We start from the raw sequence: 16,659 nt of genomic DNA, 5'->3' as shown, positions 1-16,659 counted from the left end.
AATCAGCATGAGAAACATCGTCAAAGCCGTCGGCCTGAACAAGTACTACGACCAGTTCCACGCCCTCAAAGACGTCAGCATTGAAGTCGAACAAGGCGAAGTCCTGTGCATCATCGGGCCCTCGGGATCGGGCAAGAGCACGCTGCTGCGGTGCGTCAATCAGCTCGAAAAAATCGACAAGGGCGGTTTGTGGGTCGACGGCGAACTGGTGGGCTACCGCATCGTCGGCAACAAACTGCACGAACTGACGGACGCTCAGATTGCCCGTCAGCGTTTGAGCACCGGCATGGTGTTTCAGCGCTTCAACCTCTTCCCGCACATGACCGCCTTGCAAAACGTGATCGAAGGCCCGATCCAGGTGCTCAAGCGCTCGCCCAAAGAGGCCAACGAGGAAGCCACCGAGTTACTGGCACGCGTCGGGCTGGCGGACAAGCGCCACTCCTACCCCGTCGAGCTCTCCGGCGGTCAGCAGCAGCGTGTCGCGATCGCTCGCGCCTTGGCGATGCGGCCCAAGCTGATGCTGTTCGACGAACCCACTTCCGCCCTCGATCCGGAGTTGGTGGGCGAGGTGTTGTCGGTAATGCGTGACCTGGCGCACAGCGGCATGACCATGATCGTCGTGACACACGAACTGGGCTTTGCCCGCGAAGTTTCCAACCGGATGGTGTTCATGGACGGCGGCCAGATTGTGGAGGCCGGCACCCCGGAAGACATTCTAATAAGCCCACAAAACCCAAGAACCCAAAGCTTCATTTCTGCCGTTCGCACTTAAACCAGAACAAACGAGAACGACCATGAAAAAGATCTTCATCCCCAGCTTGCTCGCCGGACTGATGGCGTCCGCGCCGGTGTTCGCCGCGCTGCCCGCAAGCCTGAAGGACAAGGGCGAAATCAGTGCCGCCATCGTGCCGAATTACCCGCCGATGGATTTCAAAGACACCAGCACCAACACCCTGACCGGCCTGGATGTGGATCTCGGCAACGCCCTGGCCGAGCGCCTTGGCGTCAAGATCAAATGGCAGGAGACCGCCTTCGAGCAAATGGTCAGCGGCCTGGTCACCAAGCGCTTCGATATCATTCTGTCGGGCATGACCGACACGGCCGAGCGGCAGAAGTCGGTGACGTTCATCGACTACTTCGCCAGCGGGCCGCAGCTGTACACGCTGACCAAAAACGCTGACCTCAATGAGCCCGCCGATTTGTGCGGCAAGAAAGTCGGCACCAGTCGCCGCACCACCTGGCCTGCGGAAATTGCTGGCTGGAGCAAGGAAAACTGCGAAGCGAAAGGCAAGCCGGCGATCATCGTCAGTGGCTCCGAAGGCTCGGCCGATGCACGCGCACAACTGCGTCAGGGCAGGCTCGACGCCGCGATGCAGGGCAGCGAAACCATTCCATACCTGATGTCCCAGGAGAAGGACACCTACAAGCCCCTCGGCCTGGCGATCTCCAAGCAGTTCACCGGCCTGGGCGTCAGCAAGTCCAACCCCGAACTGGCGGCCGCCATTGCCGAAGCGATGCAGGCCATGGTCGACGACGGCACCTATGGCAAGATTCTCAAGAAGTGGGAGCTGGAGCAGGGTGCGGTGACCAAGGTCGGGATGAATCAGGGGAAGTAAACGGCTGCGCGACGTATCACGGACGAACACTAAGCACGTATTTCTGTAGGAGCGCGTTTGCCCGCGATTGAAGTGTGTCAGTCCCTGACTCGCTATCAGGCATGACGCATTCGCGGGCAAGCGCGCGCCTACACAAGGAAGCGCTGACATAAAGGAAATCCAGAGTGCCCACCTACTCCCTCGTCATCCGCCGCCTGATGATCTGCTCGCTGACCATCGTCATGAGCCGGGCGATGACCAGCCCTTTGCTGTCGCTGTTCCTGAGCACAAGACTGGGGCTTAACCAGCAAGACGTCGGGCTGTTGATGGGCATCGCCGTGTTCATCGCCACGCTCTTGGGGCTGTACGGTGGCTACGTCATTGACCGGCTGGAAAAGCGCAAATTACTTATCATGGCGATGCTGTCCAGTGCCGTCGGCTTCGCGCTGCTGACCTTCGCCCACAACGTCTATCTGACGACCCTCACGCTGGTCATCACTGAGACGGCGTCGGCGCTGTTTTTGATCGGCTCCAAAGCAATCATCAGCGAAAACCTGCCCATCGGTCAGCGTGCGAAGGTTTTTTCGCTGCGCTATACACTCACCAACATTGGCTACGCCACAGGCCCGATGCTCGGCGTGGTCATTGCCGGGCACCTGCCACTGGCGCCGTTTTTCATCGCCAGCGCCATCGCGTTCTGCAGTCTCTTCTTGATGCTCGGCATCCCGCGCGCACTCGCTGATACCGAACACCCACCGCGCAGCTTTCTCGACACCCTGATCACGCTGAAAAATGACCGCACGCTGATTCTGTTCACGGGCGGCAGCTTGCTCAGCACCATCGTGCATGGCCGGTATACGTTGTACCTGTCGCAGTTTCTGTTGGTCACGCACACGGCGGAACAGGCGCTGAAAATCCTCTCCGCCGTGCTGGCGTGCAACGCGGTGACGGTGATCCTGATGCAGTACCAGATCGGCCGTTTTCTCAAGCGCGAGCAGTTGCCGTACTGGATCTGCCTCGGCACAGCGTTGTTCGCGATAGGCCTCATCGGCTTCAGTTTTTCCCACACGACCCTGGCCTGGTGCGCCGCGATGTTCGTGTTTACGCTGGGCGAAATGATCATCTACCCCGCTGAATACCTGTTCGTCGATACCATCGCCCCCGATCACCTGCGGGGCAGTTACTTGGGTGCGCAGAATCTGGCGGCCTTCGGCGGAGCGTTGAGCCCGGTGATTTGCGGCTATCTATTGATCAATAGCCCCGCGCCGACCATGTTTTATGTCCTCGCTTGCCTGACCGCCATAGGCGGCACATTGTGCTTTCTGGCCGGACGACACGCGAAGCTCGCTCACGCTGACATCTCCCTCTGAGCCGGTGCTCAGTTGCACGCGATCCGTCAATTTGTCACTTTTCAAACCCATCCCAAACAGGTGAGTATGTCCGGCCTAGAGCTGTCGGTCTGATCGGTCTTTACGAGACCCCTTGCAAGCCTGTCCCAGACTGTCCTGATCTCCACTTCCCCGACGAAAAGGATATCGAGCAATGAAATACCGCACCCTTGGCCAATCCGGCCTCCAGGTTTCAACGCTGACGCTGGGCTCGATGATGTTCGGCGTGCAGACGGGCACCGAAGAATCCCTGCGCATCATCGACAAGGCCTGGGATGAAGGAGTCAACTTCATCGACACCGCCAACGTTTACAACGCCGGCCGGTCTGAGGAGATCGTCGGCGAAGCCATTGCCAAACGGCGTAGCGAGTGGGTCCTGGCCACAAAAGTCGGCAGCACCTCGGGCAATACCGCACCGAACTCCAGCGGCCTGAATCGCAAGCATATTTTCAATGAAATTGAATCCAGCCTGCGACGTCTCGACACCGATTACATCGATATCCATTACCTGCACAAGGAAGACCACAACACGCCACTCGAAGTGACCGTATCTGCCATCGGCGATCTGATCCGCGAGGGCAAGATCCGTTACTGGGGCGTGTCGAACTTCCGGGGCTGGCGTATCGCCGAAGTGGTCAACGTCGCTCAGCGCCTGGGCGTCGACAAACCGGTGATCAGCCAGCCGCTGTACAACATCGTCAACCGTCAGGCCGAGCTGGAACAGATCACTGCGGCGAAGTTCTACGGCTTGGGTGTCGTGCCCTACAGCCCGCTGGCGCGCGGCGTGTTGAGTGGCAAGTACGCCCCCGACGTGACACCGGACAGTAGCACCCGCGCCGGCCGTCAGGACAAACGCATTCTGGAAACCGAATGGCGCAGCGAGTCCTTGCACATCGCCCAGAAACTGCAGGCTTATACCCAGGCCAAAGGCGTAGGTCTGGTGGAGTTCGCTATCGCGTGGGTGCTGAATAACCAGGCCGTGACCTCTGCGATTGTCGGGCCGCGCACCGAGGACCAATGGGACAGCTACACCAAAGCGCTCAGCGTGAACATCAGTGCCGAGGATGAAGCGTTTATTGACTCCCTCGTGACACCCGGGCATGCGTCAACGCCGGGGTTCAACGATGTGCAGCATTTCGTGACAGGCCGGTATATCTGACAGCGACCGACTGCAAAGCCAGCCTCGATTGCCGCGAGCGAGTTGCGTCACCGAGGCTGAACATCCCGCTCCCAATCCCGATTGATGGCAATACCTGTTCCCTCAATCCCTTGTAGAATGCCGCGCCGAGGCAGCCTGCTAAACCTGTATCAACGTTTGACAAGTCCGGCAGCGGTCTCTAGTGTTCCATTGGATCCAATAACTGGTCAGCCGAAGAAGATCAAGCATGCGCAGGACTGAGAAAGAGCAATTTCTGCGGGAAACCCTGGGTGATGAGCAGCCGCCTGCGCATATGGCGCGTGCCGTCATCGAAGAAAAACTGCGCAATGCCATCCTTGAAGGACGCCTCCCGGCAGGCATCGCCCTACGGCAGCAAGAGCTGGCGACGCTGTTCGGTGTCAGCCGCATGCCTGTTCGCGAAGCACTGCGTCAGCTGGAAGCTCAATCGTTGTTGCGCGTCGAGACCCACAAAGGTGCGGTCGTTGCCCCCTTGATCAACGAGGATGCTACGGATGCCTACGCGTTGCGCATCCTGCTGGAGTCCGAGGCCCTGCGACAGTCGATCCCGCTGCTGACCGCCGAAGACATCAACATGGCGCGTGGGTACATCGAACAGCTTGAGGTCGAAACCGACTACAGCATCATGGGCACGCTCAACCGCCAGTTCCACATGGCGCTGTATTCGAAGGCCCACAACAAGCGCCTGCTCAAATTGGTCGAGGACGGTTTGAACGAGGAAGAGCGCTTCTTGCGTTTCAATCTCAAGCAAATGAACCTGGGCAAGGTGTCCCAACACGACCACCTTGAATTGCTGGAGATGGCCGGTGCCGGTGATGTAAACGCCACGGTCGAGGCGCTGGCTCACCACTTGAATCGTGGTGTTGAAGCCATCAATGCCTACTTGAGCGCCCGTAAGGCGGAAGAGGCACAACCTGCGGCGGCCTCACGGAAACGCGCTGTCACCCAGTGACATTCGCTGCTGTCTTCAATCTTGACCTTGCTCGCCACTGACTGATCGGCCGAGACGCACAAGGGATCAACGAACGCCGTTCATGACGGCGTATGCGCCGAAGGACCCGGCTCCACGGTTATGACGCCTTATCAAGGCTCGGGGAAGCTGAGTGCAAGCCGAAAAGAACAAATGGCTGATGGTAGTCAATTCCGGACAACCCGTCAGAACACGCCTGATTTGCTTTCCTCACGTAGGAGGCGATCCGGAGCACTTTCGTGACTGGTCCGAAGGCCTTGCCGATCATATCGAGCTGGTGACATTGCGCTTGCCCGGCCACGGCAGCCGGCTCAAGGAAACGCCTTACGATCAGTGGGCGCCCTTGCTGCAAGACACCTTCCTCGCGTTGCAGCCGTATCTGAGCGAACCCCATGCATTTTACGGCCACAGCTTCGGCGGTCGGGTCGCTTATGAAATGGCCAGGCTGACGCAGGCGCATTACCCGAACCTGACACGCCACCTGTTCATTTCTGGCTGCCGCAGCCCTGACAGCCGACAGCCCTGGCCGTATTTGCACACGCTGCCGCAGGACGACTTCATTCAAGCGCTGATCAGGTTGGGCGTGCTCCCGAACACGTTCCCGCAGGATAAGAAACGCCTGAAGCTGCTGGAGCCTGTCGTGCGTAGCGACGTAAAGCTGTCGGAGATCTGGTCACATCGTGCGGACGAGGGCCTCGATATTCCGCTAACCGGTCTGTATGGCAGCGATGATCCGGTGGCTACCGCCGCCAGCATGATGAGATGGCGAGAGTTCACACGTCGCGAGTTCGAACTGATCGAAGTGCGCGGCACCCATGACTTTCTCAGCTCGCAACGCGACCGCCTGCTGCACATCATCAACACGCACCTCGGCTTGCTGGGCGGCTGAAGAAAAACCGCCGCCCTCTCCTTTACGCCCCCTTCTAACGTCTCCTACGACTAAAAGCAGGCCCTCCCGCGCTCGGGCCGCCGCTAATGCACCTATCGTGAAAATTGGCCGTCGTTGACGCGGTGTACCGCCGCGTTCAGGCACACTCGAACGACGAATCGGTCTGCAGCCGGTTCAGGGAAGGCAGTTTTCATGGAGCGGCAAAAGGAGCATTGCCCTGGGCGGAGACATTGAAGTTGAACCCTAAATGTCGCCCAAATCAAAAAATCTCAAAAACTGTATTAGCCCGATAAAGCGCAACGCTGAACGAGGTATTCGTTCATTAATTTCAATTCTGACGCTACTAGCCGGAAGGGTTGCGTTCGCCCCAATAAAACTTTATTTGAAAGTTTTAACACCTTCTCTCGCGCGCGATTTAACTACGCTGTTAATTATATTAAAAAGTATTTGCGAAACCATTTGAAAGTGTTCTAACGTTTTCTGGCCGCCAACATTTAAGGGCTTTTCGCCCGCAGACGCTGGTCGGTGAGGGCATAGGCCAAGTGCGCATGCCCAATTTCAGCCTGCACGATTGTTGACCATTCACGAAATAAGTTTCGCAGCTTCTTATTGGCCCAGATTAACGGACGTCATGTTATCCGTTGTTTACACGGCAACTTAAGACGACCGTCGGCTGTGACAATTAAACGAGTTCGCGACGCACCCAATCTATCAAGGACGTAAAAATGGATATTCTGAAACAGCAACTTATCGCGAAGAAATCAGAACTCAGCACGCACCCTGTTTTTTCCGAAATCGATTCACTGCACGCCTTGCAGCGGTTCATGGAGGTGCATGTGTTCGCGGTCTGGGACTTCATGTCACTGACCAAACGGCTGCAGCAGGAACTCACGTGCACCCGACTCCCCTGGCTGCCGCCGCGAGACCCGAAGGCAGCGCGGCTCATCAACGAGATTGTGTTGGGTGAGGAGTCGGATGATCGGCCAGGGCGCCGAGATCATTACAGCCACTTCGAACTGTACCTGGACGCCATGCGAGAAATCGGCGCAAGCACGGCACGCATCGAGCATTTCGTCGAACTGTTGCGCGAAGGCATCCACTACAAAACCGCGCTCGACAGCGTTGGCGCTGGCCGAGCGGCCACGCACTTCGTCCGTGACACCCTCGACATTGCTTTGAATGCGCCCGCGCATTGCGTGGCTGCGGCGTTCCTGCACGGTCGCGAGAGTGTCATCCCGCAGATGTTCCAGCGGATTCTCGACGACTGGGGCATCACGGCCGACAAGGCACCAACCTTTCGCTACTACCTGGAACGCCACATCGAAGTGGACTCCGAAGACCACGGCCCGGCTGCAGAATCGTTGCTGACCAGGCTAGTCGCGGGCAATGAACAGCACCAGCGCGAGGTCTATGCCGCGGCCATCACCGCAGTCGAGAGCCGCATTGCGCTGTGGGACGCCCTTCGCGTGACCATGCGCGAGACCGCGCGGGAAGTCAGCGCATGAGTCCATCACGCCTCCGTACTCGACCAGCCCTCCACACAAGGACGCCATCATGAAGGCCGAAGACTACTTGTCATTCGTCGATGCCTGGGAAGGCCGCGCGACGATTCGGACACGCCCGCGCCGCATTGTCGAAAATGACGAAAAACTGATCTACCCGCTGAGCCGCCAGCCACTGGTGCTGAGCGAGACGTTCACCCGCGAATGCGCCCATCTGCGCGATCTGGCGCTGGTACAGAGCCTGTACAAGTTCATCAACGACGTGGTGATTTTCGAGACCGAAATCGTCGACAAGACCGCACGAAGCATCGCCAAGGACAATTTCGCAATCCGCTTTCCCTTTGCTTGCCGCTACGACGCCATGACTGTGGTCGTCGACGAGGATTACCACGCTCTGGTGGCGATGGATTTCATGCAGCAAACCATCGCACTCACTGGCATCCAGCCAATCCCGTTGCCACAGGAAATCGAACTCAGTCGAGCCATCCCCGCCGCTCTGGCCCTCGCGCCGGACCACTTGCGCAGCGCGGTCGAGCTCATCTGCGTGGCGATTGCCGAGAACACCGTGACCAACGATGTGGCTGCGTTCGCCAAGGACGACACGGTGAAGCAGTCCATCAAAGGCCTCATGGCGGACCACCTGCTAGATGAAGGACGGCATTCCGGTTTCTGGGCGCGCCTGGTCAGAATCTACTGGCACGCAGCGCCCGAACAGGACAGGCAGCTCATCGCGCAGATCCTGCCCGTATTCATTGCTCAATATTTGACCAATGACATCCAGAAGTCCTTTGATTTCGTTCTGATCGACAGCTTGCCCGTCGCGGAACCGATCAAACAGGCGCTCAAGGAAGAGACGCAGGCGATGTGCTTCCCGATCAACCGCCACCATCCGCTGGTGGGCAACATCATGCGTTTCTTCACCTCCAGCTCGATGCTCGATTCCACCTGCGTTCAGCACGCCCTTGCCGACTATCTACCGGCCGGAGGCTTGCTATGAAGCGCCTGGAGATTGTGCTCATCGGCCATAGCCAGGCGATGAGTGAGCTGAGTGCAGAACTCGACGCCCACGGGCATCTGATCCATCACCTGCGCGATGAGGGCACGCTGGAGCTGAGCGCGCCGCAGAACGCATCTATCCTCATCGAGGACGGCACGCTGGACCTGCCCGACGCAGGATTGGGCGCGCTCAAGACAGCCGTGCATCTTGGCCTCCGGGTAGGACTTACACCGGTGAGCGATCGGGCACTGCCTGAGCTGGAAATATTGTGCTGGCTTGGAACGGCTACGGCGCAGCGCTTGATCGTACGCTACGCCGTGGCTGCCACGCTGTCCGGCAACGGACGCGTGCTGAGGGACACTGCGGTCGCAACGATGGTCGACAACGTCGCGATGCTGATCAGCCGGTTCTCGCGTGATACCCGATATTTCGCGCGCGCCGAGCGCGTTGACCCACCGCACAGTGAGCGCCAGGAGAGCTTGCTACGGCTGGACCGACTGGCCTTCGAGCACTGCTTCAACTTCACCGCGGCCCCGGAATTGCTGCGTGTTGCCGAGCAGACGCTTGTCGCACGCCTGGATCGGAGCTTTAGCGAATTCGCCGGGCGCACGGCGCTGAGTATCGACGGCGAGCGCATCAGTTATGACCAGCTGCGCGCGCACAGCGTCGCGATCCAGACGCAGATACAGGCCATGCTGCCGCACACATCAACTGAACCGTTGGTGATTGGCATTTGTATGCCGAAATCTGCGGCGCTGTTCGCCGGCATCCTCGCCATTTTGGGCCACGGAGCGGTGTACCTGCCCCTGGACCCCAGCCAGCCTCTTCAGCGTCAGCAGTTCATCCTCGAAAATGCACAAGCCACGTTACTGCTGCATGATGGCAGCCACCCACTGGCGGGCGTGGCTGTGCCGGGGCTGGACATCAGTCACATCAAGATCGTGCCGACGGCGCGGTCGTTGATGCGCTATGGCCCGGAGGCCGACGCGCCGTGCATGGCGCTGTACACCTCGGGTACGACCGGACACCCGAAAGGCGTGATGCTCAGTCAGCGCAACCTGAGCCATTTCACGGCCTGGTATGCACACTCTGTCGAGCTCTCCGAACACAGCCGTGTGCTGCAGTTCTCGACGCTGAGTTTCGATTCATCGGTCATCGACATATTCCCCACCCTGCTCAGCGGCGCTGAACTGATCGTGGCGAACGACGATCAGCGTCGTGATCCGCTGCAGCTGTTCGAGCTGCTGGATCAGAATCTCAGCCACGCGTTTCTGCCGCCCGCCTTGTTGAGCATCCTGCCGATTGATCGACCGCTGAAGCTCAAGCACTTGTGCACGGGCGGTGATGTCTGCGAGCCCTACGTGATTGAACGCCTGGCAGCGCAATGTCACTTCCACAACCTGTACGGCCCGACTGAGGCCACGGTGCTGATCACAGCCGGCCGGTTTCAACCCGGCGGCAGCAACCGCAACCTGGGTCGCCCGATCGCTAACAGCCAGGTCCTGATTCTCGACGAGGACATGCAGCCCGTCGCGGACCAGACCCCCGGCGAGCTCTACATCGTCGGTCCGGGCGTGTGCCTGGGTTACATCAACAACCCTGCCCTCACCGATGAGCGCTATGTGCATGTCGCGCTGGGTGATGGCCAAAGCGTTCGGGCCTACCGAACCGGGGACATCGGTAAATGGACGAACGATGGTATCGAGCTTTCCGGACGGCGTGACAACCAGGTGAAGATCCGGGGATTCAGGGTGGAGCCAGAGGAGATCGAACACTGCCTGCGCGACAGCCAGCTGTACCGCCAAGTCGCGGTGGTGATTGACGACCAGCGACGCATCCTGGCTTTTCTGGCGCAACCGCACGGCGTAGAACCAGACGCCGCTCGGCATTTGCTCAAGGACCATGTCGCAGCGTTGCTGCCCGACTATATGCGGCCGACCGCCTACACGGAGTTGGCGAGCATGCCGTTTGCCAGCAACGGCAAGGTCGATCGCAAGGCGCTGTTGCTGCTGCCCGTGAATATGCTGGAGCAAGCCCCACGTCGCTTGCCCGACACCGAAAACGAGATAATGCTCCTTGCGCTGTGGGCGGATCTGCTGGAACTTCCGCCCGGCGAAATATCAACCGACGAGAGCTTTTTCAATTTGGGTGGCCACTCGATTCTGCTCTCGCAGATGCTGCTGGGGATTCGCGAACGGTTCGGCCGCAGCATACCGATCAATCGGTTCATCGAGGCGCCAACGCTGACCAATCTGGCGTCACTGCTCGACAGCGACGGCACAACCTCATGGACCGTCAGCCCGAAAGCATTCATGGATGCTTCGGCGCCCTTTGAGCTGCCGGTACTGCCTGTGGAGCGCATGGGCGACGTACATAAAGTCATCGTCACTGGCGCCAACGGGTTTCTCGGCGTTCACATCGTCGAAGCGCTGTTGGCGTGGGGCGCAACTGAGGTTGCCTGTCTGGTTCGTGAAAGCGCAGGGATGACGGCGCAAGACCGCTTTGTCCTGGCACTGCGGGAAAACCGTCTTGAGCATCTGGATCTGGCGCGGGTGCGGGTTTACGCCGCCGACATCACACGGCCACAGCTGGGGTTGAGCAGCGAAGTGTATGAGCGGCTTGATCGCGAGTTTGGCGCGCTGGTGCACAACGCTGCCAACGTCAACCACGTCCAGGATTACGAGACGCTGGCCAAGGATAACGTTGAGCCGATCTTCGAATGCCTGAAGCTGTGTGAAGGGCGCAGCAAGAAAGTGTTCAACTTTGTGTCGACGCTTTCTGCCTCGAGCGCTGTTGGGGCTGATGGTCGCGTCCTCGAAGCTCCCGCTGCCGAGACACCGCCGATCTATCTCAAGAACGGCTACAACCTCTCCAAGTGGGTCGCCGAGCGGATCCTGCAGCGAGCCCGTGAGCGAGGCGCGTGGGTGAACATCTATCGACCCGGCAATATTGCATTCAACAGCGCGACCGGTGTCTGCCAGCCGCACAAAAACCGCCTGATGCTGATGCTCAAGGGTTCGATGCAACTGGGCCAGGTGCCGGACTTCTCCATGAGTTTCGACTTGATGCCTGTCGACTTCCTCGCCCGATTCATCGGCTTTCATGCCAGTCGTTACCAGCCAGCTCACGCAGTCTTCAACCTTCACAACCCGGAGCCGTTGAGCTGGAGCAATTACGTCAGCGCGTTCCGTGAAGCGGGCAGTGATTTCGAGATGGTCAGCGTCAGTGAGTGGCAAACCCAGTTGAATCGGGTGGACAGCAAAAACGCTTTGTTCGGCGTGCTCGGCTTTTATCTCGACGGATTTGAGGAGGACATCGGAGACATATCAATGATCGCCTACCAGAACGCCCATGCGGGTGTTCAACAGATGGGCGCGTGCTACCCCTCGAAAACCCCGGCGCTGCTGCGCAAAGGCTGCGACTACCTGAAAGAGATTGCCTTCATCTGATACACCCCAACGCAACATCCCCTTTAAGTTATGGAGAACAACAATGAACGCTATTCAGCCGCTCAACACCCTTGGCTTCCTTTCGCCCGATACGCTGATTACCAATCCAGGCGGAGAACCGGTGGTGTCTGCAATCTCGATAAACGCGCCGGCACGTGAGGTCTGGAAGGTCGTAGGGAATTTCGGTGGTTTCACGCAATTCATTCCGGAGCTTGCGAGCATTGAAGTGATTGGTAACGGTCCGGGCTCTGTCCGTTACAAGAAATTCAAGGAGGGTGATCTTGTGGTGGTTGAGCAACTCAACTCACACGATGACGACACGATGGCTATGACTTGGACAACCATCTACAACAACCTTGGCGTGAGCAAGCTCTGGGCCTCAATGACGGTTGTCCCTAAGGGCAGTTCCAGCTGCGTTGCTACCTGGGCCATCATTGCCGAGCCTGTGGACAACGGATCGACAAGCGCTGAGGGCTTCAGAGAGTTTTTGCAGGGCTTTGCTGATGGTGCGATGAAGAACGTGCCAGAAGCTGTGAGGCGCTCATAGCAGAAGCCTGCGGCGCTTCAGTATAGGTGGCCTAAACGACAAAACCCCAGTCTGCGTAAGCAGACTGGGGTTTCGGAATTCAATCTTGACGATGACCTACTCTCACATGGGGAAACCCCACACTACCATCGGCGATGCACCGTTTCACTGCTGAGTTCGGGATGGGATCAGGTGGTTCCAGCACTCTATGGTCGTCAAGAAATTCTGTAGCCGATCCGTTACTGACGTAACGTTCCAGCGAAAATGTATGACCTTCACTTAAAACAAAACCCCATCTGCTTTCGCAAATGGGGTTTCGGAATTTAATCTTGACGATGACCTACTCTCACATGGGGAAACCCCACACTACCATCGGCGATGCATCGTTTCACTGCTGAGTTCGGGATGGGATCAGGTGGTTCCAACGCTCTATGGTCGTCAAGAAATTCGGGTGCTGACTCGTTCTCTCGAACGCTTCAGCAAATCGGGTATGTGATCAAGGTACAGCCTGTGTGTTCGCAAACTTTCGTCTTCATGCGTCTTCACACACCGCAACCTGCCATCTTTCTGCAGATTGCTTGGGTGTTATATGGTCAAGCCTCACGGGCAATTAGTATTGGTTAGCTCAACGCCTCACAGCGCTTACACACCCAACCTATCAACGTCGTAGTCTTCGACGGCCCTTCAGGGAACTCAAGGTTCCAGTGAGATCTCATCTTGAGGCAAGTTTCCCGCTTAGATGCTTTCAGCGGTTATCTTTTCCGAACATAGCTACCCGGCAATGCCACTGGCGTGACAACCGGAACACCAGAGGTTCGTCCACTCCGGTCCTCTCGTACTAGGAGCAGCCCCTCTCAAATCTCAAACGTCCACGGCAGATAGGGACCGAACTGTCTCACGACGTTCTAAACCCAGCTCGCGTACCACTTTAAATGGCGAACAGCCATACCCTTGGGACCGGCTTCAGCCCCAGGATGTGATGAGCCGACATCGAGGTGCCAAACACCGCCGTCGATATGAACTCTTGGGCGGTATCAGCCTGTTATCCCCGGAGTACCTTTTATCCGTTGAGCGATGGCCCTTCCATACAGAACCACCGGATCACTAAGACCTACTTTCGTACCTGCTCGACGTGTCTGTCTCGCAGTCAAGCGCGCTTTTGCCTTTATACTCTACGACCGATTTCCGACCGGTCTGAGCGCACCTTCGTACTCCTCCGTTACTCTTTAGGAGGAGACCGCCCCAGTCAAACTACCCACCATACACTGTCCTCGATCCGGATAACGGACCTGAGTTAGAACCTCAAAGTTGCCAGGGTGGTATTTCAAGGTTGGCTCCACGCAGACTGGCGTCCACGCTTCAAAGCCTCCCACCTATCCTACACAAGCAAATTCAAAGTCCAGTGCAAAGCTATAGTAAAGGTTCACGGGGTCTTTCCGTCTAGCCGCGGATACACTGCATCTTCACAGCGATTTCAATTTCACTGAGTCTCGGGTGGAGACAGCGCCGCCATCGTTACGCCATTCGTGCAGGTCGGAACTTACCCGACAAGGAATTTCGCTACCTTAGGACCGTTATAGTTACGGCCGCCGTTTACCGGGGCTTCGATCAAGAGCTTCGCGTTAGCTAACCCCATCAATTAACCTTCCGGCACCGGGCAGGCGTCACACCCTATACGTCCACTTTCGTGTTTGCAGAGTGCTGTGTTTTTAATAAACAGTCGCAGCGGCCTGGTATCTTCGACCGGCATGAGCTTACGGAGCAAGTCCTTCACCCTCACCGGCGCACCTTCTCCCGAAGTTACGGTGCCATTTTGCCTAGTTCCTTCACCCGAGTTCTCTCAAGCGCCTTGGTATTCTCTACCCAACCACCTGTGTCGGTTTGGGGTACGGTTCCTGGTTACCTGAAGCTTAGAAGCTTTTCTTGGAAGCATGGCATCAACCACTTCGTGTTCTAAAGAACACTCGTCATCAGCTCTCGGCCTTAAGATCCCGGATTTACCTAAGATCTCAGCCTACCACCTTAAACCTGGACAACCAACGCCAGGCTGGCCTAGCCTTCTCCGTCCCTCCATCGCAATAACCAGAAGTACAGGAATATTAACCTGTTTTCCATCGACTACGCTTTTCAGCCTCGCCTTAGGGACCGACTAACCCTGCGTCGATTAACGTTGCGCAGGAAACCTTGGTCTTTCGGCGTGGGTGTTTTTCACACCCATTGTCGTTACTCATGTCAGCATTCGCACTTCTGATACCTCCAGCAAGCTTCTCAACTCACCTTCACAGGCTTACAGAACGCTCCTCTACCGCATCACTTGCGTGATACCCGTAGCTTCGGTGCATGGTTTGAGCCCCGTTACATCTTCCGCGCAGGCCGACTCGACTAGTGAGCTATTACGCTTTCTTTAAAGGGTGGCTGCTTCTAAGCCAACCTCCTAGCTGTCTAAGCCTTCCCACATCGTTTCCCACTTAACCATGACTTTGGGACCTTAGCTGACGGTCTGGGTTGTTTCCCTTTTCACGACGGACGTTAGCACCCGCCGTGTGTCTCCCATGCTCGGCACTTGTAGGTATTCGGAGTTTGCATCGGTTTGGTAAGTCGGGATGACCCCCTAGCCGAAACAGTGCTCTACCCCCTACAGTGATACATGAGGCGCTACCTAAATAGCTTTCGAGGAGAACCAGCTATCTCCGAGCTTGATTAGCCTTTCACTCCGATCCACAGGTCATCCGCTAACTTTTCAACGGTAGTCGGTTCGGTCCTCCAGTTAGTGTTACCCAACCTTCAACCTGCCCATGGATAGATCGCCCGGTTTCGGGTCTATTCCCAGCGACTAGACGCCCTATTAAGACTCGCTTTCGCTACGCCTCCCCTATTCGGTTAAGCTCGCCACTGAAAATAAGTCGCTGACCCATTATACAAAAGGTACGCAGTCACCCAACAAAGTGGGCTCCCACTGCTTGTACGCATACGGTTTCAGGATCTATTTCACTCCGCTCTCCGCGGTTCTTTTCGCCTTTCCCTCACGGTACTGGTTCACTATCGGTCAGTCAGTAGTATTTAGCCTTGGAGGATGGTCCCCCCATGTTCAGACAAGGTTTCTCGTGCCCCGTCCTACTCGATTTCATTGACAAGAGATTTTCGCGTACAGGGCTATCACCCACTATGGCCGCACTTTCCAGAGCGTTCCGCTAATCTCAAATCAACTTAAGGGCTGGTCCCCGTTCGCTCGCCACTACTAAGGGAATCTCGGTTGATTTCTTTTCCTCAGGGTACTTAGATGTTTCAGTTCCCCTGGTTCGCTCCATACACCTATGTATTCAGTGTAAGGTAACGGTCTTATGACCGCTGGGTTCCCCCATTCAGATATCTCCGGATCACAGTCTGTTTGCCGACTCCCCGAAGCTTTTCGCAGGCTACCACGTCTTTCATCGCCTCTGACTGCCAAGGCATCCACCGTATGCGCTTCTTCACTTGACCATATAACCCCAAGCAATCTGGTTATACTGTGAAGACGACATTCGCCGAAAGTTTGCATTTCACAAACTTTACCTTAGCCTGGACACACACCAGTGAAAGAGGTGCCCAGTCTATATTTCAATCACATACCCAAATTTTTAAAGAACGATCTAATCAAAGACTAGAAATCAACATTCACCGTGCCAGCACGGAATGCTCATTTCTAAACTCTAACAACGAAACAGCGGTAAGTGGTGGAGCCAAACGGGATCGAACCGTTGACCTCCTGCGTGCAAGGCAGGCGCTCTCCCAGCTGAGCTATGGCCCCGTAGGTGTTCTACAGGCGTTTCCCACACAAAAATTGGTGGGTCTGGGCAGATTCGAACTGCCGACCTCACCCTTATCAGGGGTGCGCTCTAACCAACTGAGCTACAGACCCAATTTCGGGCTGTTTCTATCGTCTTCTTCAATGAATCAAGCAATTCGTGTGGGAACTTGCGAAGAAGCTGAGTCTTCGATTAAGGAGGTGATCCAGCCGCAGGTTCCCCTACGGCTACCTTGTTACGACTTCACCCCAGTCATGAATCACACCGTGGTAACCGTCCTCCCGAGGGTTAGACTAGCTACTTCTGGTGCAACCCACTCCCATGGTGTGACGGGCGGTGTGTACAAGGCCCGGGAACGTATTCACCGCGACATTCTGATTC

At 57.0% G+C, this 16,659-nt stretch carries 10 protein-coding genes, 2 tRNA genes and 4 rRNA genes (1 of these 16 only partly in view); 10 read left to right on the top strand and 6 right to left on the bottom strand.

All coding sequences use genetic code 11. The features are described 5' to 3' along the window. The first annotated feature begins 7 nt into the window (after positions 1–7). The 10 genes from OKW98_RS02525 to OKW98_RS02480 all read left to right on the top strand — a co-directional run bounded on the left by OKW98_RS02525 (position 8) and on the right by OKW98_RS02480 (position 12,514). Entirely contained in the window at positions 8–772 is a 765-nt protein-coding gene (locus OKW98_RS02525) for an amino acid ABC transporter ATP-binding protein (protein WP_065990920.1), read from the top strand. Positions 773–794: 22 nt separating this feature from the next. Beyond that, the gene (locus OKW98_RS02520; RefSeq protein ID WP_265387842.1) at positions 795–1,616 is read left to right on the top strand and encodes an ABC transporter substrate-binding protein; all 822 of its coding nucleotides are present in this window, start codon (positions 795–797) and stop codon (positions 1,614–1,616) included. A gap of 164 nt (positions 1,617–1,780) precedes the next feature. Continuing rightward, positions 1,781–2,965: an MFS transporter gene (locus tag OKW98_RS02515; RefSeq protein WP_265387841.1), complete on the top strand. Its 1,185-nt coding sequence runs from the start codon at positions 1,781–1,783 to the stop codon at positions 2,963–2,965. 172 nt (positions 2,966–3,137) lie between these two features. Continuing rightward, positions 3,138–4,142, top strand: a complete 1,005-nt coding sequence (locus OKW98_RS02510) for an aldo/keto reductase (protein WP_265387840.1) — start codon at positions 3,138–3,140, stop codon at positions 4,140–4,142. Between the two features lie 226 nt (positions 4,143–4,368). Next, positions 4,369–5,112, top strand: coding sequence for a GntR family transcriptional regulator (locus OKW98_RS02505; protein WP_265387839.1), 744 nt, complete (start codon positions 4,369–4,371; stop codon positions 5,110–5,112). A 151-nt stretch (positions 5,113–5,263) separates the two neighbouring features. After that, the gene (locus OKW98_RS02500) at positions 5,264–6,019 is read left to right on the top strand and encodes a thioesterase II family protein (protein ID WP_265387838.1); all 756 of its coding nucleotides are present in this window, start codon (positions 5,264–5,266) and stop codon (positions 6,017–6,019) included. A gap of 725 nt (positions 6,020–6,744) precedes the next feature. Next, a complete protein-coding gene (locus OKW98_RS02495) occupies positions 6,745–7,524 on the top strand; it encodes a DUF3050 domain-containing protein (protein WP_265387837.1) in 780 nt (259 codons plus the stop codon). Positions 7,525–7,573: 49 nt separating this feature from the next. After that, a complete protein-coding gene (locus OKW98_RS02490; protein ID WP_265387836.1) occupies positions 7,574–8,518 on the top strand; it encodes a diiron oxygenase in 945 nt (314 codons plus the stop codon). Then, complete coding sequence (locus tag OKW98_RS02485) at positions 8,515–11,967, top strand: non-ribosomal peptide synthetase (RefSeq protein WP_265387835.1); 3,453 nt, start codon at positions 8,515–8,517, stop codon at positions 11,965–11,967. Before OKW98_RS02490 ends, OKW98_RS02485 begins: the two co-directional genes overlap by 4 nt. 43 nt (positions 11,968–12,010) lie before the next feature. Continuing rightward, positions 12,011–12,514, top strand: a complete 504-nt coding sequence (locus OKW98_RS02480; RefSeq protein ID WP_265387834.1) for an SRPBCC family protein — start codon at positions 12,011–12,013, stop codon at positions 12,512–12,514. Between the two features lie 83 nt (positions 12,515–12,597). On the opposite strand, the gene rrf (OKW98_RS02475) is transcribed toward OKW98_RS02480, so the two are convergent. The 6 genes from rrf (OKW98_RS02475) to OKW98_RS02450 form a co-directional block, all read right to left on the bottom strand. Beyond that, positions 12,598–12,713: ribosomal RNA gene (rrf, locus tag OKW98_RS02475) — 5S ribosomal RNA — on the bottom strand. A 107-nt stretch (positions 12,714–12,820) separates the two neighbouring features. After that, positions 12,821–12,936, bottom strand: a 5S ribosomal RNA gene (gene rrf / locus OKW98_RS02470). Positions 12,937–13,082: 146 nt separating this feature from the next. Further along, positions 13,083–15,973, bottom strand: a 23S ribosomal RNA gene (locus tag OKW98_RS02465). Between the two features lie 231 nt (positions 15,974–16,204). Continuing rightward, positions 16,205–16,280, bottom strand: a tRNA-Ala gene (locus OKW98_RS02460). A 34-nt stretch (positions 16,281–16,314) separates the two neighbouring features. Beyond that, a tRNA-Ile gene (locus OKW98_RS02455) sits at positions 16,315–16,391 on the bottom strand. Positions 16,392–16,471: 80 nt separating this feature from the next. After that, positions 16,472–16,659, bottom strand: a 16S ribosomal RNA gene (locus OKW98_RS02450); it runs 1,349 nt beyond the window's last position. Together the 16S, 23S and 5S rRNA genes with 2 tRNA genes alongside form the textbook arrangement of a ribosomal RNA operon.

It is taken from the genome of Pseudomonas sp. KU26590, assembly GCF_026153515.1.
Taxonomy (GTDB): domain Bacteria; phylum Pseudomonadota; class Gammaproteobacteria; order Pseudomonadales; family Pseudomonadaceae; genus Aquipseudomonas.
Note: the sequence above shows the minus strand (reverse complement) of the source record. Positions and strands in the feature narration are given on the sequence as shown.